At 73.5% G+C, this 24,280-nt stretch carries 15 protein-coding genes and 1 pseudogene; 10 read left to right on the forward strand and 6 right to left on the reverse strand.

What is annotated here, in order from left to right; translation table 11 throughout:
* Positions 1-2 precede the first annotated feature (2 nt).
* Entirely contained in the window at positions 3-1,178 is a 1,176-nt protein-coding gene (locus I8N67_RS28385; RefSeq protein WP_200307029.1) for a glycosyltransferase, read from the reverse strand.
* A gap of 57 nt (positions 1,179-1,235) precedes the next feature.
* Between I8N67_RS28385 and I8N67_RS28390 the strand changes: the two genes are divergently transcribed.
* Both I8N67_RS28390 and I8N67_RS28395 read left to right on the forward strand, forming a co-directional pair.
* A complete protein-coding gene (locus tag I8N67_RS28390; protein WP_200307031.1) occupies positions 1,236-2,042 on the forward strand; it encodes a glutamate racemase in 807 nt (268 codons plus the stop codon).
* A gap of 50 nt (positions 2,043-2,092) precedes the next feature.
* Positions 2,093-2,650, forward strand: a complete 558-nt coding sequence (locus I8N67_RS28395; RefSeq protein WP_200307033.1) for a hypothetical protein — start codon at positions 2,093-2,095, stop codon at positions 2,648-2,650.
* A gap of 9 nt (positions 2,651-2,659) precedes the next feature.
* Here the strand turns inward: I8N67_RS28395 and I8N67_RS28400 are convergent, their stop codons facing one another.
* On the reverse strand, positions 2,660-3,634 hold the full coding sequence (locus tag I8N67_RS28400) for an O-antigen ligase family protein (protein ID WP_307835396.1): 975 nt from the start codon (positions 3,632-3,634) through the stop codon (positions 2,660-2,662).
* Positions 3,635-3,917: 283 nt separating this feature from the next.
* Here I8N67_RS28400 and lnt point away from each other — a divergent pair, with 283 nt between their 5' ends.
* Positions 3,918-5,531, forward strand: coding sequence for an apolipoprotein N-acyltransferase (gene lnt / locus I8N67_RS28405; protein ID WP_200307036.1), 1,614 nt, complete (start codon positions 3,918-3,920; stop codon positions 5,529-5,531).
* A gap of 67 nt (positions 5,532-5,598) precedes the next feature.
* A complete protein-coding gene (locus I8N67_RS28410) occupies positions 5,599-6,072 on the forward strand; it encodes an NUDIX hydrolase (protein ID WP_200307038.1) in 474 nt (157 codons plus the stop codon).
* A gap of 138 nt (positions 6,073-6,210) precedes the next feature.
* Here the strand turns inward: I8N67_RS28410 and I8N67_RS43040 are convergent.
* From I8N67_RS43040 to I8N67_RS28430, 4 genes and pseudogenes are all read right to left on the reverse strand, one after another.
* Positions 6,211-7,431, reverse strand: a pseudogene (locus tag I8N67_RS43040) (DUF5682 family protein); the annotation flags it as partial.
* On the reverse strand, positions 7,428-8,588 hold the full coding sequence (locus I8N67_RS28420) for an ATP-binding protein (RefSeq protein ID WP_200307042.1): 1,161 nt from the start codon (positions 8,586-8,588) through the stop codon (positions 7,428-7,430). The pseudogene I8N67_RS43040 and the gene I8N67_RS28420, both read right to left, overlap by 4 nt.
* A 159-nt stretch (positions 8,589-8,747) precedes the next feature.
* Positions 8,748-13,655, reverse strand: coding sequence for a DNA-binding protein (locus I8N67_RS28425; protein ID WP_200307043.1), 4,908 nt, complete (start codon positions 13,653-13,655; stop codon positions 8,748-8,750).
* On the reverse strand, positions 13,652-14,518 hold the full coding sequence (locus I8N67_RS28430) for a DUF4132 domain-containing protein (RefSeq protein WP_200307045.1): 867 nt from the start codon (positions 14,516-14,518) through the stop codon (positions 13,652-13,654). The genes I8N67_RS28425 and I8N67_RS28430 overlap by 4 nt, the downstream gene beginning before the upstream one ends.
* A 584-nt stretch (positions 14,519-15,102) precedes the next feature.
* On the opposite strand from I8N67_RS28430, the gene I8N67_RS28435 reads away from it, so the two are divergent.
* The 6 genes from I8N67_RS28435 to I8N67_RS28460 all read left to right on the forward strand — a co-directional run bounded on the left by I8N67_RS28435 (position 15,103) and on the right by I8N67_RS28460 (position 24,234).
* Positions 15,103-16,311 carry a Cmx/CmrA family chloramphenicol efflux MFS transporter gene (locus tag I8N67_RS28435; RefSeq protein WP_234046430.1) on the forward strand — a complete coding sequence of 403 codons (1,209 nt, stop codon included), beginning with the start codon at positions 15,103-15,105 and terminating at the stop codon, positions 16,309-16,311.
* 705 nt (positions 16,312-17,016) lie between these two features.
* Complete coding sequence (locus I8N67_RS28440; protein ID WP_234046431.1) at positions 17,017-17,529, forward strand: hypothetical protein; 513 nt, start codon at positions 17,017-17,019, stop codon at positions 17,527-17,529.
* A 408-nt stretch (positions 17,530-17,937) separates the two neighbouring features.
* A complete protein-coding gene (locus I8N67_RS28445) occupies positions 17,938-20,121 on the forward strand; it encodes a hypothetical protein (protein ID WP_200307049.1) in 2,184 nt (727 codons plus the stop codon).
* A gap of 118 nt (positions 20,122-20,239) precedes the next feature.
* Positions 20,240-21,748, forward strand: a complete 1,509-nt coding sequence (gene pelF, locus I8N67_RS28450) for a GT4 family glycosyltransferase PelF (RefSeq protein ID WP_200307051.1) — start codon at positions 20,240-20,242, stop codon at positions 21,746-21,748.
* Complete coding sequence (locus I8N67_RS28455; RefSeq protein WP_200307053.1) at positions 21,745-23,166, forward strand: hypothetical protein; 1,422 nt, start codon at positions 21,745-21,747, stop codon at positions 23,164-23,166. Before pelF ends, I8N67_RS28455 begins: the two co-directional genes overlap by 4 nt.
* A gap of 66 nt (positions 23,167-23,232) precedes the next feature.
* Positions 23,233-24,234, forward strand: coding sequence for a GDP-mannose 4,6-dehydratase (locus tag I8N67_RS28460; protein WP_200307055.1), 1,002 nt, complete (start codon positions 23,233-23,235; stop codon positions 24,232-24,234).
* Positions 24,235-24,280: the final 46 nt, after the last annotated feature.

Here is a 24,280-nt window from a genome sequence, read left to right on the forward strand (position 1 = left end):
GACTAGCCCTCGTCCGGGACCGGGTCCGGGCGCGCGTAGGTGCGGCCCTTCCAGGCCGCACCCCGTCCCCGGTAGTGCCGCACGGCGGAGTCGACCGTCATCAGCAGGTACAGGAACGCGGTGAACGGCAGCAGGGGAGCGAGCCCCAGCGGCTGACCGTAGTGGCGGAGCATCGGCACGTAGGTCACCGTCATCAGCAGCCAGGCGAGCCCGCCGAAGAGCGCCGTCGGCAGGCTCCCCGAGGCGAGACCCGCCAGGAGTGCTGCCGGCGGGACGAGATAGACCAGCGCCAGACCGAGGACAGTGCCGGCGAGCAGCAGCGGATTGTGCAGCAGCTGGGCGTAGGCGCTGCGCGCGACCATGTGCCACAGGTCGTGCAGCCGGGGGTAGGGCCGCACGCTGTCCACCCGCTCGGCCAGCCCCAGCCAGATGTGGCCGCCGCTCCCCTTGACCGCCCTGGCCAGAGCCACGTCGTCGATGACGGCCTGCCGGATCGCCTCCGGAATCCGCGCCCGCTCGGCGGCCTCGGTCCGCAGCAGCACACAGCCGCCCGCCGCGGCCGCCGTGCGCGCACCCCGTACGCCGATCCACCGGAACGGATAGAGCTGGGCGAAGAAATACACGAACGCGGGCACGACGAGCCGTTCCCACACGCTCTCGGCACGCAGCCGCGCCATCTGCGACACCAGGTCGAAGCCGCCGGTGCGCGCGGCCGCCACCAACGCGCGCAGACTGTCCGGCCGATGGGCGATGTCCGCGTCCGTCAGCAGCAGGAACTCGGGTCCGCGCGCGCGTGCCAGCGCCATGCCGTGCCGTACGGCCCAGAGCTTGCCCGTCCAGCCGGCGGGTGGCTCCCCGGGCGAGGAGACGGTCAGGGGCAGACCGCCGTGCCGCCGGGCCAGGGCACGGGCCAGCTCGGCGGTCCCGTCCGTACTGCCGTCGTCGACCAGGAAGACCTCCGCCCGGCCCGGATAGTCCTGGGCCAGCAGTGACGGCAGGCTCGCGGGCAGGACGGCTGCCTCGTCGCGCGCGGGGACGACGACACAGACGTACGGCCAGTCGTCGGGATCGCGCCGGGGTGGCAGGCGCACGTCGGTGCGCCAGAAGAAGCCCTGGCCGAGCAGCAGCCACAACCAGGCGGCGAGTGATCCGGCGGCGGTCCACGCGATGGCGCTCACGTCCGCAGTCTGCCCCACGCCGACGGTCCCACCGAGGCCATCGTCTATCGTGGCCGGGTGAAGATCGCGCTCATGGACTCCGGTATCGGTCTGCTCCCCGCCGCCGCCGCGGTACGGCGACTGCGGCCCGACGCGGATCTCGTGATCTCCTCGGACCCCGACGGCATGCCCTGGGGCCCGCGCACCACACAGGACCTGACGGAGCGTGCCCTCGCCGTCGCCGAGGCGGCGGCCGCGCACCGGCCCGACGCCCTGATCGTCGGCTGCAACACCGCGTCCGTGCACGCCCTGCCCGCGCTGCGCGCCCTCCTCGAACCCGGCCTGCCGGTCATCGGCACGGTCCCGGCGATCAAACCGGCCGCGTCCGGCGGCGGCCCCTTCACCATCTGGGCCACGCCCGCCACCACCGGCAGCCCCTACCAGCGCGGCCTCATCGAGGAGTTCGCCGACGGTGTGCGGGTCACCGAAGTGCCCTGCTGGGGACTGGCCGAGGCCGTGGAGCACGCCGACGAGGCCGCGATCGACGCGGCGATCGCCGCAGCCGCGGCGCTGACGCCCGCCGATGTGACGACCGTCGTCCTGGGCTGCACCCATTACGAGCTGGTCGCCGAACGCATCCGCGCCGCCGTCCGGCAGCCCGGCCGCCCGCCCCTGGTCCTGCACGGTTCCGCGGGCGCCGTGGCCGCCCAGGCGCTGCGCCGCATAGGTGAGCTCCCGGCGCCCGAGGCGGGCTGGAACGAGGCGACGCTGACGGTCATCCTCAGCGGACGAGAGGGCTCACTGCCCGCCGCGGCACTGGCCTACGAGGAGGGGAGACTGCTGCAGACGGTCACTCCCGCACTGGCCGCCCGCCCGGAGCAGTGACGTTCCGCGACCAGGTGCCCGCATAGCGGAACCTGGGTACTCTCGAAGCCATGAGGGACCACCCCCACGGCGAGACGGGCACCCCCGAAGCCCCGCACCCCGAGGTCTGGACCGGCCGCGCGACCAACCGAGCCCAGTGGCTCCTGGCGCTCGGCGGGGCCGCCTGCATGGCACTGGGCATCGAACTCGCGGTCGACTCCGCATGGACGTCCGGCACCGCCCCGCTCGTCATGTCGGTCGTCGGCTGCATCACGGCCGGGCTCCTCGTCCTCTTCGGCACCCTCGCGTTCGTGCACGTCTCCGTCCGGGTCGACCAGGACTGCCTCGAAGTGCGCTGCGGCCACATCGGCGTGCCGCGCCGCCGCATCCCGCTCTCCGAGGTCGCCGACGCCGTCTTCGAGCCGTGCGTCACCCCCCACCAGTGGGGCGGCTGGGGCTACCGCTGGCGGCCCGAGAAGGGCACCGCCGTCGTCGTACGACGGGGCGAGGCCGTGGTACTGCGCCTCTGGGACGGCCACACCTTCACGATCACCGTGGACAACGCGGAGACGGCCGTGAGCGTCATCCGCGCCCGGCTGAGCCCTAAGGCATCCGGCGCCGCGCGCTGACACCCCCGGCTACGGGGCGTCGCCGACACCGTCCCCCTCCCCCGTGAGGGGGAGCGCCGTCGCCATCCCCGCGAGGAGGCCCGCGCCCGCCGTCACCGTCGTGAAGCTCACCGCGTTGCCGACCGTCGCGATCGTGGCCAGCGCGGTCAGGGCCGCGCCCGCGCTGAGGACGACCGGAGTGGGGCGAGGGGTGCGCCACAGCATGTACAGGACCCAGCCGAACACCGCGGCCAGCAGGGCGACACCGATGAGGCCCTGCTCGGCCGCCAGTTGCAGCGGCGCCGAGTGGGGCTTGCCGTCAGGTGACAGCGACCCGGCGATCGTCGGGCTGAGCTCCCCGAACCTGCCGGGCCCCGCGCCCAGCAGCGGCTCGTCGTGGGCCAGGGTGAGCGCGTCCTGCCACAGCAGGACGCGGTGCGGGGTGAGCGGACCCGCCAGTGAGTCGGTCAGCCCGGTCGGCAGTGCGCCTTCGGCGATCGCCCAGGTCGTCGCCGTCACCAGACTCGTGGCGAGCGCGAACCCCGTGAGCCCCGGGCCCCGGTGGCGCATCCGGGCTGCGGCGAGCGAACACAGCAGCACCGCGGTGCTCGCGGCGAAGCCCGCGGACGAGCCCAGTACGGCCGCGGTCACCACGACCCCGGCGGCCAGCAGGCGCAGGGCCCGCCGCGGCCCGGGCGGGCGGGCCGCCCACGCGGCGCAGCAGGCGGCGCCCGCGGAGAGGGCCAGCAGTGCCGCGGTCGCGCCCGTGTGCCCGAGCGGCGAGATCAGGGGTGAGCCCGCCATGGTGTGCGGGGCGGTGACGGCCAGGCCGAGACCGGCGAGGGCGGCAGTGCCGGGCGCGACGACCGGCAGCAGCGCCCCACAGATCCGGCCCGCCGCGTAACCGGCGGCCAGCGCCAGCACCGCGAGCAGCACACCCTCCGGGCGTCCACCCCGCCCCGCCGTGATCAACGACCAGGCCGCGCACGCCCCGAGCATGATCACGCCCGTGACATCGGAAACGTTCCGTCTGTCCCGCGCGGCCGACGCACCGGCCGCGGACTCCGTCCCCGTGGACCCCAACCCGTCGCCCCCCGACTGTGCCGGGCCCCGACCGCTCGGCCACCTCCGGCCGCACGTCAGAGGCTCGGGGCACACCGTAACGGGTGATGCGCCGGTTTGTGGACGAGTTGCGCAGAAACGTTGCGGCGGATGTGCGACAAATGCCTCACCGGGACCGGACGGACCGCGCTGTCGGCGCCGGGGTGACGCGCCGTACACTCCCCGAGTGACCGTCACCGCCACTCCCGTAGACGAGCCGGAACAGCTCGAACCCCCGGCCGCGCCCGTCTCCCGGGTCTCCCGCTGGGTCGCCAGGCTCCTCCCGGCCGCCGCCGCGGCACTCTCCGGGGTGCTGCTGTACGTCAGCTTCCCGCCCCGGACCCTGTGGTGGCTGGCCCTGCCGGCCTTCGCGGTCTTCGGCTGGGTGCTGCGCGGACGTGGCTGGAAGGCGGGGCTCGGCCTCGGCTATCTCTTCGGCCTCGGATTCCTGCTGCCGCTGCTCGTGTGGACCGGTGTGGAGGTCGGCCCCGGCCCGTGGCTCGCGCTCGTCGTCATCGAGGCGGTGTTCGTGGCGCTCGTCGGCGCGGGCGTCGCCGCCGTGTCGAAGCTGCCCGGCTGGCCGGTCTGGGCCGCCGCGCTGTGGATCGCCGGTGAGGCGGCACGCGCGCGTGCCCCGTTCAACGGCTTCCCCTGGGGCAAGATCGCGTTCGGCCAGGCGGACGGCGTCTTCCTGCCGCTGGCCGCGCTGGGCGGTACGCCCGTCCTGGGCTTCGCGGTCGTCCTCGGCGGCTTCGGCCTCGGCGAACTGATTCGCCTCGGCGTGGAGCGGCGGCGCACCGGCGAGGTGCGGTGGCTGGCCGCCAACCTGGCACTGCTCAGTCTGGCGGTCCCGTTCGTGGCCGCCCTCTCCGCGCGCACCCTGGTGAGCGACAAGGCCGAGGACGGCACCGCGACGGTCGCCGTCATCCAGGGCAACGTCCCCCGGCTCGGCCTGGACTTCAACTCCCAGCGCCGGGCCGTCCTCGACTACCACGCGCGTGAGACGGAGCGCCTGGCCGCCGAGGTCGAGGCAGGCAAGGCCGAGCAGCCCGACTTCGTGCTGTGGCCGGAGAACTCCTCCGACATCGATCCCTTCGCCAACCCCGACGCGCGCGCGGTGATCGACAAGGCGGCCACCGCCATCGGTGCCCCCATCTCCGTCGGCGGGGTGGTCGAGCGGGACGGCAAGCTCTACAACGAGCAGATCCTCTGGGACCCGGAGAAGGGCCCCATCGACACCTACGACAAGCGGCAGATCCAGCCGTTCGGCGAGTACCTTCCGCTGCGGTCGCTCGTCGGGGCCATCAACAGCGAGTGGACGTCGATGGTCCGCCAGGACTTCAGCCGGGGCACCGACCCCGGTGTGTTCACCATGGACGGCGCCAAGATCGGCCTCGCCACCTGCTATGAGGCGGCCTTCGACTGGGCCGTGCGCTCCGAGGTCACCGACGGCGCGCAGCTGATCTCGGTCCCGAGCAACAACGCGACCTTCGACCGCAGCGAGATGACCTACCAGCAGCTCGCCATGTCCCGGGTCCGTGCCGTCGAGCACAGCCGTACCGTCGCCGTGCCGGTGACCAGCGGCGTCAGCGCGATCATCATGCCGGACGGGGAGATCACGCAGAAGACCGGGATGTTCGTCGCGGACTCGCTGGTCCAGGAGGTGCCCCTGCGCTCCTCGCGGACCCCCGCCACCGAGCTCGGCATCCTGCCCGAGATGCTTCTGGTGCTGGTCGCGGCGGGTGGGCTCGGCTGGGCGATCGGGGCCGGTGTGCGCGGGAGGCGCGCCGGTGGCGTGTAGTCGTACGCCTCTCGTGCGCGTCCTCGAACCAGGGGTGTGACGGAAATGGCCCGTTAGGGTCGGGTCCATGGCTACCCCTGATTTCATCCGCACACTCCGTTCCTCCGCGGGCAACCAGCTGCTCTGGCTCCCCGGAGTCACGGCCCTCGTCTTCGACGACGAGGGCAGAGTGCTGCTCAACCGCCGCTCCGACAACGGCAAGTGGTCGCTGATCGGCGGCATTCCGGAGCCGGGGGAGCAGCCCGCGGCCTGTGCCGTGCGGGAGGTCTTCGAGGAGACGGCGGTCCGGTGCGTGGCCGAACGGGTCGTCCTGGTCCAGGCGTTGGACCAGGTGCTGTACGACAACGGAGACGTCTGCCAGTACATGGACACCACGTTCCACTGCCGGGCCGTCGGCGGTGAGGCACGCGTCAACGACGACGAGTCGCTGGACGTCGGCTGGTTCTCGCTGGACGCCCTGCCCGACCTGAGCGAGTTCGGGCTGTTCCGGATCAAGCAGGCGCTGTCCGAGACACCCACATGGTTCGACCCCACGGTCTGAGGCCTCAGATCCAGGTGTCGAGCCACATCCTGGTGCGCCAGCCGTCATACGGAATCGTCTGGCCCGTGTAGACGGGGAAGAAGTAGATGAAGTTCCAGACGATGAGCAGCACGAGCACACCGCCGGCGACCAGGCCCGGTCGAGCGCCCGTGCGAGGGCGCGGCCTCGGCCGAGCGGTTCGCCCTGGCCCATAACCGTCGTCAGCGCCTCCAGCACCTCGCCCCGCCCGGGCGCCAGGAGCCCCCGGAGACTGGCCAGGTCGCAGGCCATCCGCAGTGTCTCGGTGGCTTCGCCCGTGCCGGCCGTGTGCCCGGCCGCCCGCAGCTCCCGGCACACATCGGTGATCGCCCGCGCGGCGGCGCCGTGCACCAGCTCGGGGTCGCCCCCGGCCGTGAACACCGCCTGCTGCCAGCGCGGGTCCCGGATGCCCGCCGGGTAGCCGGAACGGGAGTCCAGCAGATCGAAGGCGTACGGGACGAGTGACGTGGCGACCGGCGGGTGCTCCCCGACGGGGCCCGTGCCCCGGGCCCCTGACGCCGTACCGGCCGCACGCGGGGCGGGCACGGCGCCGTCCGCCGTGGCTTCCTCCGCCCCGGCCGCCGCCGTGGCTTCCTCCGCCCCGGCCGCCGCCGCGCCGGGCACGTCGGTGAGCGCCGGGGCGTGGAACGCGCCGATGACGGCCGCGACCCGGCGCCCGCCCGCCGCCGCGCGGGCGATCGTGTCGCGCATGTGCGCCTCGCGGGCCAGGTCCACCGACGGCACCCCGCCACCCGACTCGGCGTCACGGCGCAGCGCCCACCCCACGCCGAGGGCGGCACGCCGGATCGCCTCCGGCGCGCAGCCGGGCGCGAGGACTTCCACACAGCGGTCCCACAGGTCGTCGCCGTCCCGCCCGGTCCCGGCGGCGGTGAGCGCGTCCGCGAACGCGGTGGGTACGGCTTCGGCGATGGCGACGGCGCTGCGCGCGTGACCGGCCGGGACGGGGTGTTCGCCGCCGCTCCACGCGGGATCGGACATCGGCAGATCGCAGCACACGACCTCCGCACCCCGCTCCCGCGCCCAGCGGACCGCGGCGAGTTCGGGGGAGAAGTCGGCGAAGGGGTAGAAGCCGAGCCGCCCGCCCTCGCCGGCCCCGGCCAGCGCCACCGGGGCGAGGGTGCCGGGGTCGGCGAGATGGGTGAGCCAGGGCTGGAAGTCGGCGGGTAGTTCCACGCAGACGACCTCGGCGCCGGCGGCGTCCAGCAGGGCGGGTACCGCCGCGGCGAGCGCGGGGCTGTGGTGCCGTACGCCCAGCAGATACGGCACGGCGGAGTCGGCGAGGGCCGTGACGGCCGCCCGCGGGTCCTGAGTGAGTGTCACCGGAGGTTCTCCCGCAGGTCCCAGAGGCGGCGCCAGGTCGCCGAGCCGTCCTCGGCGCGGCGGCGCACCGGGCCGTCCCAGTAGCCGAGCAGCCGGGCGTGGTCGGCCGGGTCGTCCTTGCGGACCACACCGAGGAGGTGGCCGGGGACGAGGTCCAGGGCGTCCCCGCCGGGCAGATAGGCGGCGGCCACCCCGAGGGAGGCGGCGACCTGCACGGCCTCGGCGGTGGACATCACCGTGCCGGGACGCTCCACGTCCCAGCCCTCCGCCGAACGCCCTTCGCGCAGGTCACGGAAGACGGTGACCAGTACGTCGAGCACCGCGTCGTCGACCCCGAAGGCCGCGCCCGCCCGCTCGACGGCCGCCTCGGCCTGCCGCCGGACGAGCGCGGTCTCGGCGTCGACGTCGGCGATCGGGTGCACGGTCTCGAAGTTGAAGCGGCGCTTGAGCGCGGCGGACATCTCCGAGACACCCCGGTCGCGCAGGTTGGCCGTGGCGACGACGGTGAATCCGGGAGCCGCCGCGACCTGCGCGTCGTCAGTGCCGGACAGCTCGGGCACGCTCACCCGCCGGTCGGACAGGATCGACACCAGCGCGTCCTGCACCTCGGGCAGACAGCGGGTGATCTCCTCGATCCGCGCCACCCGGCCGGAGCGCATGGCGCCGAGCACCGGCGAGTCGACCAGCGCCTGCGGGGTCGGGCCCTGGGCGAGCAGCAGGGCGTAGTTCCAGCCGTAGCGGAAGGCGTCCTCGGTGGTGCCGGCGGTGCCCTGCACAGTGAGCGCGCTGGTGCCGCTCACGGCAGCCGACAGGAGCTCGGAGAGCATCGACTTGGCGGTGCCGGGCTCGCCGACGAGCAGCAGGCCGCGCTCACCGGCGAGGGTGACCACGCACCGCTCCACCAGGGCGCGTTCGCCGACGAACTTGGGGGCGATCACCAGCCGGTCGGGCAGCGTCTCGTGCGGCTTGGCCGGCTTCAGGGTCTCGCCGCCGCTGCCGCAGACGAAGGTGACCACGGCGCGCGGGGTCAGCCGCCAGCCGGGGGGGCGGGGGCCCTCGTCGTGGGCGGCGAGGAAGGCGAGTTCGGTGGCGTGGCGCTCCTCGGCGGGCAGGGTCTGCCGGGCCGGAGGGGCCGTCACCGTGTCGGTCGGGGTCATGAATGTCCTTGCCGGGTTGGTCAGTTGGTCGGTGGGTGGTTTATAGGTGGGTCTGTCCGTCGTTGCGGGGTGGGGGAGGACCGGGGCGCCTGACCGTGGCCGGGCGCCCCCGGTCCTTCAGCGGAGACGCCCCCTCGGTGGCGGCGCGCGCCCCGTCCCTCAGCGGCGGCGCCCCCGCCGTACCTTCAGCTCGTCGAACCGGGGCGCGTCGCCGTCCAGGACCCGCTGCCAGGCCCTGCGGTACAGCTCGGCGGCCGGTTCGGTCGGCACGATCACGACGAACGGCGTGTACTCGCCGAACATCAGGTCGGCGAACAGCGGCAGCTTCCACCGCTCCAGCGGAACGCGCGGCGCCTTCGGATCGACCCAGCCGCCGGGCAGGAAGAGCGAACGCCCCGCCCGGGTCCGGCTGGCCTCGACCACCAGCTCGCCCGCGGCCAGTTCGGCACGGGCCGCCTTGAGCCGGGCCGGCTTCCACCCCGTCCAGCGGGCCGTCATCCGGTCGGTCGGGTCGGGCATGGCGAGCAGCATCAGATAGAGCGTGGCGGCGTCCTCACCGATGCCGTACTCCTTCGCCGCCTCGGTCACCAGCTCGGGCACCGAGCGGCTCGGGTCCTGCGGCCACCAGGTGCCGTCCGCACCGCGCTCGCCCGCCGAGGGGGCGCCCGGATCGGCGAGGAGGGCCGCGTACCCGGGGTAGCGGGCCAGGCGGAGCGCCACCTCGGCCGCGTAGGGCTGCTCGGCATCGGCGCGCAGAACGGGCAGGTACGGGTCCTGGCCGGCCTCGTCGAGCAGCGCGACCTTCAGCCCGGGCGCCGGCTGGTCGTCGTGGGTGGCCAGGATGACGGCGCCGTACCTCTCGAAGCCCTGGCCGACCTCGGTCGGGGCACCCGCGGTCTTCCGGAACGCGGGGAGGTTGACGTACCGCCCGAGGTCGAGCATCAGCCCGGGGTGGGCCAGCCGTTCGCGTACGGCGGTGAGCGCGGCGGGCAGTGCGGCCCGGACCGGGTCGCCGGCGGGCAGGCGGTGGGCGAGCCAGGCGGCGAGCCCGACCGAGCCGACCAGCGTGTCCACCTTGAAGCCGACCTTGTCGTCGCCGACGGGCCGGACCCGGTCGCCGTCGACCGCCCACTGAAGGTCCCGGGTGAGCCGGGGCTCACCGGCAGGGTCCAGCAGTGCGGGCAGGGCCTCCCGCACCTCCCACGGGGTGTGCTTGATCGCCCGGATCGCGTCGCTGAGCAAGTCCTCGGGGACGGCCGTCCGCTTGCCGACCTCGCTGTTCCACACCTCGGCCGCGGCTGCCACGTCCGGTCCCTCGGTCCACAGCCGGGCGGGGTCGGCGGGCAGCAGCGCGGCCACCACCGCGGCGCGGATCTCAGCGTCGATGCCGCGCAGCTCGTCCTTGGCGACGGCCGCGGGGGCGGCCTTCACCCCGATGGCGTTGCGGGCCTCCGTGGTCAGGAAGGTGCGCTCATAGACGTCGATCCGCGGCAGACCGGCCACGACGAGCCGGGCCATCGTCTCGGTGACCCCGGTACGGCGGGCGAACTCCTCGGCGGCCTCCGGGAACCAGGGCGCCGGTCCCCGCGCGGCCAGCTCCGCGAGGAACGCGCCGAGCCGGCCCGCCTCACCCTCCCCGGCAAGCCGGGACGACGACCGGAGCGTGTAGGGCTCCGGCGCCTCGAACCGCGCCGTCGGGTCGTGGAAGAAGCCGGTGAAGGAGTGGCCGCGTTCTTCCTCCGAGCGGCGCATACCGACGGCGACGAAGGCGCCGCCGCCCAACGCCAGCAGCCCGCTCCAACTGCCCTCGCGCCACTCGCCCGACGGGGTACGCAGCTGGGCGGCCTCCAGGAACAGGTCCACCTTGCGCCAGCGCGCGGAACCGTCGGCCGACGACAGCCCCAGTGCGTCGAACTCGGTGAGCAGCGCGCTGAGCGCGTCCCGGTGTTCCTCCGAGGTCGTCCCGGCCGCCGCCCTGAACGCCACGGCCATGGCCCGGTCGAGCAGCGTCCCCATGTCCGGCTGACCGACCGGCAGCTCGCGCCCGTCGAGGTGGAGGCGCGCGGTCGGCCCGTCCGGAACGGCGTCGCCCGAGAGTCCGGTGGCCCGGTGCATCGCGCGCAGCGTACGGAAGACGGTGTCGGCCTCCTTGTCGCGGTTCCACCAGTGGCTGTGCGACACGCCGAGACCGTTCACGGCGTCGGTGAGCACGCTGTCCGCGGGCCCGGCCGGACCCTCGTCCTCCGCCAGTCCGCCGTCGAGCGCCCGGGTGAGCCGTACGGCCGCCGCGTCGAGGACGGCCTGCTGGCCGGCGGCGTGGCGCACGACCCCGGCGATGCCCGCGACCAGCGCGTCATGGGTGACCGGCAGGAGCGTACGGATCGCATCGGGCAGCGCTTCCTTGTCGTCCTGGGCGGCGGCTGCCAGCAGGGCCGCCGACGTGTCCCGTTCGATGTTCCGCAGCGCGGCGGAGCCCTCCGGGTCGCGGGGTGTCATGCACTCCCAGAACTGCACCGGCGGCAGCAGCAGCGTGCCCTCGCCGAAGACACCCGGGGTGCGGTCGGTCTTGGCCACGGAGGTGACGACGCCGTCCGTGTCGACGATGTCGAGCTGCCAGCCGTCGCGGACGACGGCACGGGCCCGGTCGTCGCCCGGGAAGACGACGAGCGCGGACGGCCTGTTCGTGCCCGAGGGCAGGGTGACGGTGTGTCCGGCGAGGTCCTGGGCGCGCAGGGAACCGTCGGGCAGCTTGACCACGCGCAGGCCGACCACTCCGTCCACGGGCGCGGACGCCGGTGCGCGGCCGACGGTCGGCGAAGGGCTGAGCCGGCCGCCTTCCAAGGTGCTGCCCGCGGGGGCGTCGCGCAGCGCGTCGGCCAGGAAGGCGGGCATGCTCATGCGCCCGCGCTTGTTCGTGGCCGGGTCGAACTCGTACCAGCCGTGCGTGTCGTCCTGGCCGTCCCTGGACCACACCCAGTACGAGGCGCCGTCGAAGAGCAGCCGTCGCTCCTCGGGAATCGCGGTGTCCCCGACGTGCAGGACGCCCGCGCCGGTGGTCCGGCCGCCGCCCGGCAGGGGCAGGGTGATGGGGAGGCCGGCCTTGTACCAGTCCATCTGTGTGCCTCGGGTGCTCCGGTGGCCCTCCAGGGTCTGGGGGCGGTCGGCGCGGGTGTGCCAGTAGCCGCGCAGGCCGTCGTCGCGGGAGCGCCAGTAGACGAGCAGCTCGCCGTCCACGTGGTGGAAGCCCGGGTCGCCCCAGCTGTCGTTCGCCGGGATGCGCAGATCGTGGGTGAGGAGGGTGCCCTCGGCGCCGATCACCCGGGCCTGGGCGGCGCCCGCCACGATGAGGTGGGGCCAGGCGTCGGCGACGATCAGGTCCTCGACGTCGTTCTTGGGGACGAGGGTGGCGGCCGCGTCCTCCCAGGCGGGCCAGCCCAGTTCGTCGAAGAGCCCGGCGCGCAGCGTGCGCGACAGCACCGGTGAGAGGTCGGTGGCGACGGCCGCGCGGACCTCGTCCTCGGCGAGCGCCAGCGCCTCCGCGGGCAGCCACTTCAGCCGGGACAGCGCGTCGGGCAGCTGGGGCAGACCGACGGCGGTGAACCGCCGGACGACCCCGCGCACCCACTGCGCCAGCAGCGGGCGCCCGCCCGGCGACGCCGCCAGCACACGGATCGCCCGCAGACCCCGCTCGTCGTTGTCGAACCGGTCCGCGCCCCGCCGGAAGGCCTCGTGGAAACGGGGGGCGGCGGCCAGCGACAGCAGGTCGCGGTGCCCCTCGCCCGGGGCCCACTGCTCCAGCACCAGCATGCCGCCCTCCACGGCGGCCACGGGCACGTCCGAAAACAGCAGCAGGTCGATCAGGTCGATGTCATGCGTGACCTTCAACTCGCGGCCCGTACCCGCCAGTTCGGCCCGCAGCACGTCCGTCGCCCGCTCCACCAGCGGGTACAGCTCCGGCATCCGGGTCGAGCCGTTCCAGGACCGGGCCCGCTCCCGGAACACCAGGAACCGCTCCAGCCAGCCCGCCGTACCGTCGTGCGGCCGCTGCTCCGCGGGCAGGGTGGCGTCCCACAGCCCGGCGGTGGCACCGGAGTGCTCCAGCATCCCCAGCCACATCGCGGGCATCTCGTCGTCGTAGCACGAAGGGAGCGTGTCCAGCAGGGTGCCCCGCACCTTCGGCTCACGTCCGGCCAGCGCCACCAGGGCCGCACGGTGCCCCTTCCACCAGCCGGCCGCCGCGCGCAGCGTGGACGGCAGGCCCAGCAGCTCGGCCAGATAGTCCTGCTCGGTCAGATCCGCGTCCCGGCCGGCGGCACGGGCCAGCTTGCGCAGGTCGCCCGCCATCTGAGCCGACGGCGGCATACCGCCCGCGGTGCGGCGCAGGCACAGCTTGGTGAAGCGGCGCAGCGCCTCCTCGGCCGGAACCCGGGCGGCCAGCTCCTTCGCGTACGCCGACAGCACCTTCACCGGGAGCGCGCCGGCCAGCGCGAACTCCAGGAACACCTCGTCGAGCCGCCCCTCCTCGACCGTCAGGCCGTGCTCCGCCTCGGCCTTGCGGGCCCGGGTGAACAACTGCGCCGCGTACGTGGCGTTCTCCTCCGCGAGGAACACCCGCCCGGCCTGCTCGTAGAACGTCGGCAGGAAATGCGGCACCGAGGCCGCCAGCCGCGCGCCCAGCTCCAGATAGGCGTCCATGGCCGCCTTCGGCTTGGACTTCGCCTGCCGGGCCGCCTTCTCCAGGTCCGGTACGACGCCCAGCGCGTGGTGCCCGTCCGCCGGGTGATGCACCAGCACCCACTCGGGAAAGCCCAGCGACCGACGCGGCCCGAGGCCCACCACGGCCGGCTCCGCGTCCTGCTCCAGGCCGAGGAAACCGGCGGCCAGATCCTCCGCCGCGCCCAGCTCCCCGGCGACCAGCCGCACCACCACCCGGTCGTCCAGGCCCGGGTGACGGTACGTCCGCGCCGTCAGCGGCACGGCCTGCTCACCGGCCCCCTCGGTGTCCGGCGGCAGCACCCCGCCCGCCGCCAGCAGTTCCTCGTACGACACCTGCGTCCCCCCGCTCATGCGTCCTTGCCCTCCTCGATCACACGGCCCGCGTACAGCGCCGCCGCCATCCGCATCCCCTCCGACCAGGCCACCGGCCCCACCCCGCGCAGCAGCAGGTCGCGGCCGTCCCGGTCCTGCCAGGTGAGGTTGCCGGTCGACACCTCGTCGTCCCAGTACGGCTCCCCGATCCACACGGCGGCCTCTACGGTGCGCTCGCCGTCCCGCACCCGGGCGGTGGCGTAACCGCCGGAGACGCGATAGCCCAGCGACGTGGCGCGCGCGGCGAGGGCGAAGCGGGAGCGGAACGAGCCCCCGGTGAAGTCCCGCACCTGGGTGGCCCGGGCGTCGAGGTCGTCCGGCCGCCGCCAGGTCGCCCGGTGTATCTGCTCGACGCGCTGGACGATGCCCAGCTCCGCCGCGAATTCCCGCAGGTCGTCGAGGTCCGGCAGCAGCACCGGGTGGGGCAGGGTGACCATGCGCGGGGAGAGGCGGACCGTCTCGCCGTCCAGGTTCACGATTCTCAGCTCACCGGACTCGGTGGCGCCCCGCAGGAAGCCCACCTCGTCCGGGTCGTCGCCGACGACCACCAGGTCGCGCAGCGCCAACTGCCACGCCTCGTCCGGCCACACCCGGACCAGCAGACCGGTGGGCACGGGCAGTGACGACACCATCCAGGCGTCCACCTGCGCGACACACGCCGCAGCGTGCCGATCCAGCCACTGGGCGAATCGCCGCAGCCGGTCCACCTCCGGGTGGTCCTTCAACGCGCGCGGCAGCGACTTCAACTGCCGCCCCGCCGCCCGGCCCGAGGTGGCTCGCGCCGCCACCCGCCCCTCCACAAGGGCGACCTCATACCCGTCACCCGCCGACAGCCAACCCACGAACCCCAGCCCCTCGCGTCGATTCCACAAGAAGAAAGCACAGTTGAACCGGGGAACCCCGACCAAGTGCGACGATGTGCGGAACGCTAGCGGCAGTCACTGACAATCGGTCCGGGGCCCCTCCCCACAAGGCCTGCCCGAAGTGCCGGGAATCCCCGACGACGCACAGACACGCGGGACGACTCCTCCCGGCATCCGGCAAGCCAATCGAAGCGGGTGCGCCCACGCATCCGTAGACCTACGTAACCGGAGTACGTATTACCGGCCAGTCGCTGATCTCCGCCGCCGCGCGGCCGGCACGGTCACTCTTCGCAGTGGCGGCCCCTCGGCCCCGCCAGAGGACAGGAATCCGGTTGATGGCCGGCCAGGCCATACGTAGGGTGCCTCGGGTGATGAGCCCCGAGTCGGACAGAGCGGAGCCGCCGGTCGCCCGGCGGCGGATCGCCTACAGCATCCGACGGAACCGGTGGTTTCGGCGGTCGGCCCGCCCCGAGCGGCCGGACACGTGCTCCGTGTGTCCGCCCCGGTCCAGCTCACCCCTCCTCAGCAGGTGACGCGGCTCGACGGCCGGCGCGCGGATGTTCATGCCCGCGCACGCCAACGCTGGAGTCGACTTCGTGCCCCTGTTCCTCTACGTCCTCGGCCTTGCCGTCTTCGCGCAAGGAACCTCCGAGTTCATGCTGTCCGGTCTCGTACCGGGCATCGCCCGTGATCTGTCCGTGCCGGTGGGAGCCGCCGCGAGCCTGACGTCCGCCTATGCCGTCGGGATGGTCGTCGGCGCGCCGGTGATGGCCGCGCTCGGCGCGCGATGGCCACGCCGCCGCGCACTCGCCGGCTTCCTGACCGCGTTCATCGCCGTACATGTCGTCGGCGCGGTCACGACGGACTTCGCCGTGCTGTTCGGCACCCGGATCGTGGCCGCCGTCGTCAACGCCGGATTCCTGGCGGTCGCGATGAGCGCGGCGACCGCCCTGGTGACACCGGAGAGGCGGGCCCGCGCCACCGCCGTACTGCTGTCGGGGGTGACGCTGTCGTGCGTCGCCGGTGTGCCGGCGGGCGCGCTGCTCGGCGAGTGGTCCGGGTGGCGTTCGGCCTTCTGGGCCGTCGCTGCCCTGTGTCTGCCCGCGCTGGCGCTCGTGTTCCGCTCGGCGCCCGCCGACGCGGGCCGTCGGCACGACATCTCGGTCCGCCGGGAGCTACGGACGCTGAAGTCCCGTTCGGTGCGGTCGGCGTCGGTGCTCGCGGCGACGGTCAACGGGGCGACCTTCGCCACCTTCGCCTACCTGGCCGTCATCGCCACGGACATCACCCGCCTGGCCCCGGCCGCTGTCCCCGCGCTGCTCGCCGCCTTCGGCGCGGGCGCCTTCATCGGCGTGAACCTCGCCGGACGTACGGCCGTCGGCCGGCTCCGGCGAGGGGCGGTCCTCGCGTTGTGGGCGCTGCCCGCCGGGTGGGCGGTACTGGCTGTGACCAGCACACAGGCGGTGCCGCTGTTCGTGGTGACGGTCGTTCAGGGCGGGCTGTCGTTCGGGGTCGGATCGGTGCTCGTCGGCCGAGTCATGCACGTCGCGTCCGAGGCGCCCGCCCTGAACGGGGCGTTCGCCACCGTCGCGCTGAATGTCGGCGCGTTCGTGGGGCCGTTGCTCGCCGGCGCCGTGACGGAGACGACCGGTGACTACCGGGATGCCGTATGGGTCAGCGTCGGCCTCGCCGTCACGGCGGTCGCGGTCGCGGTCACGACCGCGTCGACGACCGCCGGCGGTCCACCGGGCATCCGTCCGGCGGACCGCTGACCTCTCCCGAGTCCGGTCAGTCACACCTGCCGCCCGGCCGGCCCGGGTCACCACTTGGCTGATGCCGGTGGTCGAGTCGAGCCGGACCGCTCGGGTGCCGGCGACGGCGGCGGCGCAGAGCCGCTCGCCACGGTCGCCGGGGACGCGGCTCCGGAGCGGTTCGGCGCCGGCGAACCGCCAGACGGGCGCGGCGGTGAACCGTGTCCTCGGAGGCCGCCACGTCGAAGACGTCGAGGGCGTTCGGGCCGCTCGCCGCTCGCCGCTCGCCGCTCGCCGCTCGCCGCTCGCCGCTCGCCGCTCGCCGCTCGCCGCTCGCCGCTCGCCGGACTCAGGTCCGTCCCCCAGGTCGTCCAGGGTGGCGCGGCGCAGCAGCGTCCTGCCGTCGCCGGTCCGGGGCCGGAAATCGGCGGATGGCCGAGAGTCTTCGCGTCGGGCGCCGACGGGAGAGCCGCCCGGCAGGTTCGATACGCGCCAATGGCATCCCCTCCGCACCAGGGGCCGGTCGGGCATCATCGACCCCCGTCGCACCCGCAGTCACACCCCCGTTACCGTGCGCCAATACGAACCCCCGGCAGCCCCCACCGATTCACCGCACCTCCTTCACGCTGCGCACACTTCCGGCCGGGGGGCGTCCGCCGGTCCTCCCCAAGGGGAGACGGTGTGCTCGCCGGATGCCTAGCCTCGCGGCCCATGCGATCACCACTGATGAGACGCTTCGGCCTCGGTGCCGTACTGGCCCTCGCCCTCGCCGCGTTCGGCATGGCCCCCGGCGCGAGCGCTGCCGCCGCGGCACCCGCGGAGCTGACGTTCGCCACCGACAGTGTCACCACCACGCCCGGCGGCACGGTGAACCTGTCGATGACGATCACGAACAGCAACACCTACGACATCTGGTTCGTCTACCAGACGATCGAACCGACGTGGCTGACCACCCAGCGCCCCGACCTGAAGTACTCCTTCACCGGCTGCAGCCTGGCCACGGCCGCCGGCGCCACCCCGTGCTCCGGAACCGGCCCCGCCAACCTCGGCGCCAACTACGGCGCCACCGTCCCGCCCGGCCAGAGCCGCACCGTCACGCTGACGCTGGAGATCGGCGCCGACTCCGGCTGCAACGGCAACATCGGCTTCTACTCGTACTTCTACGCCGAGTTCAGCGACAGCACGAACCTCAGCGGCGGCCCGGTCTACACACCCGAGACCCGGGTGCTCTGCGCCTGACCGTCGGTGGGCGAAGTGGACGGCCGTGACGGAAGTGACCTGAAATGATCTGCGCTCAGGAAGCCGTCGTGGTCTGGACCACTGGCGATCGGCCCGGCGGACCCGACCGGTCCGCCGGTACGCCGTCGAGGGCCCGGACCAGCGGGCCGGACCCTCGTGATCGTCCCGTCTCGTGTTCCCTTGCGACGGGAATCTGCTCAATTCGGTTCCAGATCTGCACTGTTGGACACCTGCACTTTTCCGTCATGTTTCGCAGCATGACCACGAAAGCCACACACAGCCACCACTATGTGACGCGACGGATGCGTCGACGACTGGGTTCTGAGGGGGACACCGGCGTCACGCAAGGGGGTGCGTCCGCTCCAGGAGAGGCGTGCTCACCCCTGCCCGGGGAGGGGACTTCACCGCATGAAGCGGACTTTACGCACCGCCGTGCTCACGGCGGGCGCGCTCATCGCCGCGCTCGGCCTGCCGGCCGGCCCGGCCCACGCCGACGACACGACACCCCGTGTCGACCTGCGGGTGCTGGTGGTGAGCGACGGTGGCCCGTCCACCGACGCGATCGCCGCCGAACTGACCGCGGCCGGCACGCCGTACACCGAGATCGACCTCACGCGGGCCGACCGGCCCGTGATCGACGCCGGCTTCCTCGCGGACACCGTCGACGGCCGGCCGCGCGCCAGGTTCCAGGCCGTCGTGCTGCCCAACGACAACCCGTTCCCGGCCGGTTCCACCGAGATGGCCGCGCTCGCGACGTACGAGCAGACGTACGCGATCCCCCAGGTCGACGCCTACACCTACGCGCGTCCAGAAGCCGGTTTGCAGTACCCGATCTACGGCGGTTACTCCGGCAGCATCGACGGAGCCGAGGCCGAGGTGACCACCGCCGGGAAGTCGGGCCCCTTCGGGTACCTCGACGGGGCGGTGCCCTTCGAGGACAACGACCCCGCCGTCGGCGAGAGTTACGCCTACCTGTCGAACCCCGTGACCGGCGCCGACTTCACCCCTTACGTCGAGGCGGCGATCCCCGGGCAGACCACGCGGGGCACCCTGGTGGGCGAGTACCGGCACGACGGGCGCCGTGAACTCGTCGTCACCTTCGTCTACAACCAGTACCAGCAGCAGTTCCGGCTGCTGGCCCGCGGCATCGTGGAGTGGATGACCGGTGGGGTGCACCTGGGCGCCTCACGGAACTACTTCGCCGTCCACGTGGACGACGTGTTCGCCGCCGACGACCGCTGGAACAGCGACCTCAACTGCACCCCCGGCGACGTCGACTGCACCGATCCGAACGCCCAGCCCGACCCGATCCGGATGACGCCCGACGACGTCGACAACGCCGTCGCCTGGCAGGCCGAGAAGGGCTTCACCCTCGACCTCGCCTACAACGGCGCCGGCAGCGTCGACCACCGCGAGGACAACAACGGCGACGACGCGCTCACCGACCGACTGATCGCGGACCGCAACCAGTTCCGCTGGATCAACCACACCTACTCGCACCCCTTCCTCGGCTGTGTCCAGGACACCGCCGTGGTGCCCTGGAGATGCGCGACCGACGCCGACGGCTCCACCCGGTGGGTCAGCCGGAACGACATCTCCGACGAGACAGCCACCAACCGGGTCTGGGGCGAGACAGCCGGACTCCCCCTGGAGAACGGCGAGTTGGTCACCGGTGAGCACTCGGGCATGAAAGTGCTGCCGCAGCAGCCCGAGGACAACCCCAACCTGGCGCTCGCCCTCGACGACAACGACATCGCCTGGCTCGGCTCCGACAACTCCCGCGAACCCGCCCAGCGCCAGGTCGGCCCGGCCACCACCGTCCCGCGCTACCCGATGAACGTCTTCTACAACGCGGGACGGGCCGCCGAACAGGTCGACGAGTACAACTGGATCTACACCGCCCGCGCCCAGGGCGGCAGCGGCATCTGCGAGGACAACCCCGCCACCACCACCTGCCTCACGGCCCCCCTGGACACAGCCACGGGATACGAAGAGGTCATCGTGCCGCTGGAGAAGCGGATCGCCCTCGGACACGTCCTGGCCAACGACCCGAAGCCGCACTTCATCCACCAGTCGAACCTGGCCGAGGACCGCATCGCCTACCCGGTGCTCAGCGGCGTCCTCGACGGCTACGCGGCACTGTTCGCCGAGAACACCCCGGTGGTCAACCTGCGGATGCGGGACATCGGCACCGAACTGCGGGACCGGGCCGCCTGGCAGGCCGCCCTCCAGGCCGGCGAGGTCACCGCCTACCGCATCGGCGACACCGTGACCGTCGAGGCACCGGACGGGCTGGCGGTCACCGCGACCGCGCCCACCGGCACGACCCGGGCCGGCGCCGCCTTCGGCGAGGCGTACGCGGGCGCACTGTCCGGCTGGACCCCCTCCTCCGGCGAACCCCTCACGCTCGCCCTCCCGGCGTCCACCGAGACACCGCCCGCCACCGCCACCGATCCCGCCGAGACCGAGTCCTCCGAGACCGAGTCGGCCGAGTCCGCCGAGACCGAGACAGCCGAAGTCACGGAGCCCGCCCCGGACACCCGCGTCCCCGCGGGCGTGACCGACAGAGTCCCGTACACTGCGGACAACTGACGGCGCACGCATGCGACGACGGGTGCCGGCCGCCCACCGGCGGCCGGCACCGGCAGGCAACCGGCGGCCGGCACCGGCAGGCAACCACCCCACACCCCCACGGCCGTGGAGCACACCGATGCCCGTTCCTCACGGCGCGCGCCGACTCGGCGCGACGCGCGTCACCCTCCTCACCGAAGGCACCTATCCGCACGGTCACGGCGGCGTGAGTGTCTGGTGCGACCAACTCGTCCAGGGCATGCCCGACTTCGACTTCGACGTCGTCGCCGTCACCGGCACCGGACGCGAACCCCTCGTCTGGGACCTGCCCGCACACGTCTCGCGCGTGCTGACCGTCCCCATGTGGGGCGACCCGCCGCAGGGCCGCCCGCCCCGGGGCCGCGCCCGCAGCGAACTCGCCACCGCCTACGAGCAGTTCCTCACCGCCCTGCTCGACCCCGGCGCCGAGGACGGCTTCGCGCCCGCCCTGTACGCCATGGCACGCGCCGCGGCCGACGGAACGCTCAGCCCCTTCCTGCGCTCGGACCGGGCGATCACCCTCCTGACCGGCGTGTGGAACCGCCCCGGCCTGGCCGTACGCGAGTCCCGGCCCACCCTGCACGACGCGCTCACCGCGACCTCCCTCCTCGAACACGCCCTGCGCCCGCTGGCCGCACCGCCCCCCGAGACCGGCGTCGCACACGCGGTGAGCGGCGGAGTCGCCGTCCTGCCCGGCCTCGCCGCCCTCGAACGGCACGGCGTACCCCTGCTGCTGACCGAACACGGCGTCTATCTGCGCGAGCGCTACCTCGGCTACCGCACCGCGCCCTACCGCTGGCCCGTGAAGGCCGTCGTCCTCGGCTTATTCCGCCTCCTCGCGGAGGAGACCTACCGGCGGGCCGCCCTGATCACCCCGGGCAACCGCTACAACCGGCTCTGGGAGGAACAGGGCGGCGCCGACCCGGAGTCCATCCGCACGGTCTACAACGGCGTGGACCCCGCCGCGTTCCCGCCCGCCGGACCCGAGCCGCAGGCGCTCACCCTCAGCTGGGCCGGCCGCGTCGACCCCATCAAGGATCTGGAGACCCTCATCCGGGCCTTCGCCCTCGTCAGGGCCCGGCTCCCCGACGTACGGCTGCGGTTGTTCGGCGGGACACCCCGGGGCGGAGAGGAGTACCGGGAGCGGTGCGAGGCCCTGGCCGCCGAACTCGGGCACGGCGACGCGGTCACGTTCGAGGGCCGCGTCGACGACATCAAGGACGCCTACGCGGCCGGCAACGTCGTGATGCTCTCCAGCATCAGCGAGGGCTTCCCCTTCACCCTGATCGAGGCCATGTCGTGCGGGCGGGCGACCGTCTCCACCGACGTGGGCGGCGTACGGGAGGCCGTCGGCGACACCGGGCTCGTGGTGCCGCCCCGCGACCCGGCGGCGATGGCCGAGGCCGCGCTGCGACTGCTGGGCGACCCGGCACGGCGCCGGGCCATGGGGGAGGCGGCGCGGCTGCGGGTCATCGAGCAGTTCACCCTCCGCCAGACCATCGACACCTTCCGGTCCATCTACCTCGAACTCCCCACGCGGCAACGGCGGTCGACGGCCGCGCCGGCCCCGGTGGAGACGCCCGCCCCGATCAGCACGATGGCCGGATGAGCGGGCCCATGTCCCTCGAACCCGGCGGTGTCGAACAGGACACCCTCACCATCCGGCTCGCCGACCGGCGCCGCCCCCGCCGCCGCCGCCCGAGCTGGGCCCTCGGCGACGACACGACACTCGCCATCCGGCTGCCCTCACGCGGCCCCGACGAGGAGGCCGTCAGCGAACTCGCCGCCGAACTCGCCGACCGCGTCGGCCCCGCCGTCCACCCGTACGAGGTGGCCGCACTCCTGGAGGCGGAGGGCCTGCCCGCCTCCCTCATCAAGGAGCGCTACGGCCACCCGAACCTGTTCTCCCTCGCCTCCGCCCTCTACCAACAGGTGCCCCGCACCTTCCCGGAACCCGCACCGACGGCCGACCCCTGGCGCCCCGACACCGTGCGCTGCCTCCTGCGCGGCGTGCTCTTCGCCCTGCCGGGACTCGCCTATCTGCTCACCGCACCCCTGTGGAACCCCGGAGCCCACGCCCCCGCCCTCATCGTCGCCGGACTCGTCTCCTGGGCCTGGGGCCAGGCCCTCGGCCACCGCGCCCACCTGCGGATGGCGACCGGACGGCGCGAGGCGGGCCGTACGCTCCTGACCGGCGCGCCCATCGGCGCGGTGGTGGCCACGGCGGTCGCGGCGCTCCTCGCCGGGAGCGGCGCGGTGACCCTGGTGGCGGCCGCGCAGTCCGCGTACCTGGCGGCCGCGGGCGTCCTGCTGGTACTGGGCCGGGAGCGCCAACTGCTCGCCGCACTCAGCCCCTTGATCGCCGGAGCCGCCGTCCTGCCCTGGTGGGAACCGGGCCCCCCGCTCCGCGCCGGGCTCCCGCTGCTGGCCCTGCTCGCCACGCTCGCCGTCACCGGCCGAACCCTGTGGACCACCCGCTCCGCCCCGGCCGTACCGGGCGCCCGCCGGCCACACCTGCTGCGGTCCCTGCCGTACGGCCTGTTCGGCCTGGCCGCCGGGGTACTGGTACTGCTGGAGGGGCGCAAGGAGCCGTACGCGGTGATCGTGCTGACCGTGAGCATGGGGCCTGCGGAATGGCTGCTGTACCGCTACCGGGGCCTGTCGGTGGCGGCGCTGCGCGCCGTCGCGACGCCCACCGGGTTCCTGCTGCGCTCGGCCGGGATCCTCGTACTCTGCCTGCTCGCCTACCTCCTGCCGCTGCTGCCCGCCGCCCTGCTCACCGACGCCGACCCGACCCCGCTGCTGCTCCTCGCGGCCGTCCTGTGGACCGCGCTGCTGCTCCAGGCGTTCGGGGCGGCCTGGCCGTCAGCCCTGATCTGCCTCGCGGCGGCGGGCGGCGCCGGAGCGGTCACCCTGCTGGACCTGCCACCGGGCGACCTGGCGCTGCCCCTGTCCTGCGGCGCCGCCGCGCTCTGTCTCTCGGCGTGCGCGCTTCGGTTGCTCGGCCGGCCGGCCCCGCATGCCTGAGCCCCGCGCCCACCCCCGACCGGCACCCGCGCGCCCCACCGTCAACCGACTGGAAGGACACACCAGTTGACCTCCGCACCGATCGCCGCCGTCACCGGAGCCGAGGGCTTCATCGGCTCCCACCTCACCGAGGCGCTGGTCGCCTCCGGACACCGGGTCCGGGCCATGGCCCAGTACAACTCCTTCTCCTCCTACGGCTGGCTGGAGACCCTGCACCCGGACGTCCTCGACCAGGTGGAGATCGTCCTCGGCGACGTCCGCGACCCCGGCTCGGTCCGAGGCCTCCTCGAAGGCGCCGACACCGCCTACCACCTGGCCGCCCTCATCGCGATCCCGTACTCCTACCAGGCCCCCCACAGCTACGTGGACACCAACGTCACCGGCACCCTCAACGTCCTCGAAGCGGTCCGCGCCCTCGGCACACCCCGGCTCGTCCACACCTCCACCAGCGAGACGTACGGCACCGCGCGGACCGTGCCGATCACCGAGGACCACCCCATCAACACCCAGTCCCCGTACGCCGCTTCGAAGGCCGGCGGGGACCGGCTCGCCGACAGCTACCACGCGAGCTTCGACACCCCGGTCGTCACCCTGAGACCGTTCAACACCTTCGGACCACGCCAGTCGATGCGCGCGGTGATCCCCACAGTCATCGGCCAGGTCGCGGCGGGGGAGCGCACCATCACCCTCGGCGATCTGCGCCCCACCCGGGACTTCACCTTCGTCAAGGACACGGCGCAGGCCTTTTTGACCGTCGGCACCGCGCCCGCCGGACAGGTGGTGGGCCGCACCTTCAACGCCGGCACCGGCGGCGAGATCTCCATCGGCGACCTCGTCGCACTGATCGGCAAGGTCATGGACAGCGAACTCGACGTACGCGAGGACGAGGCCCGCATCCGGCCCGCCAATTCCGAGGTGATGCGACTGGTCGCGGACGCGACCCGGCTCACCGCCGCCACCGGCTGGCAACCCGCCCACACCCTGGAGGAGGGTCTCGCCCACACCGTGGAGTTCTTCCGAGACCCGGCCAATCTCGCCCGCTACAAGACCGGCATCTACAACATCTGACTCCCGTCCGGCACGTCCGAAGTCCGAAGCACGTCCACGAAGGAGG

The organism is Streptomyces adelaidensis, from assembly GCF_016598475.1.
GTDB classification, from domain to species: domain Bacteria; phylum Actinomycetota; class Actinomycetes; order Streptomycetales; family Streptomycetaceae; genus Streptomyces; species Streptomyces adelaidensis.

Excerpts from the sequence above, each read along its gene's own strand:
- I8N67_RS28395 (WP_200307033.1), top strand. The coding sequence starts at position 2,093 with ATGAGGGACCACCCCCACGGCGAGACGGGCACCCCCGAAGCCCCGCAC.
- I8N67_RS28410 (WP_200307038.1), top strand. The coding sequence starts at position 5,599 with ATGGCTACCCCTGATTTCATCCGCACACTCCGTTCCTCCGCGGGCAAC.
- I8N67_RS28420 (WP_200307042.1), bottom strand. The coding sequence starts at position 8,588 with ATGACCCCGACCGACACGGTGACGGCCCCTCCGGCCCGGCAGACCCTG.
- I8N67_RS28425 (WP_200307043.1), bottom strand. The coding sequence starts at position 13,655 with ATGAGCGGGGGGACGCAGGTGTCGTACGAGGAACTGCTGGCGGCGGGC.
- I8N67_RS28435 (WP_234046430.1), top strand. The coding sequence starts at position 15,103 with ATGCCCGCGCACGCCAACGCTGGAGTCGACTTCGTGCCCCTGTTCCTC.
- I8N67_RS28440 (WP_234046431.1), top strand. The coding sequence starts at position 17,017 with ATGAGACGCTTCGGCCTCGGTGCCGTACTGGCCCTCGCCCTCGCCGCG.
- I8N67_RS28445 (WP_200307049.1), top strand. The coding sequence starts at position 17,938 with ATGAAGCGGACTTTACGCACCGCCGTGCTCACGGCGGGCGCGCTCATC.
- pelF (WP_200307051.1), top strand. The coding sequence starts at position 20,240 with ATGCCCGTTCCTCACGGCGCGCGCCGACTCGGCGCGACGCGCGTCACC.
- I8N67_RS28455 (WP_200307053.1), top strand. The coding sequence starts at position 21,745 with ATGAGCGGGCCCATGTCCCTCGAACCCGGCGGTGTCGAACAGGACACC.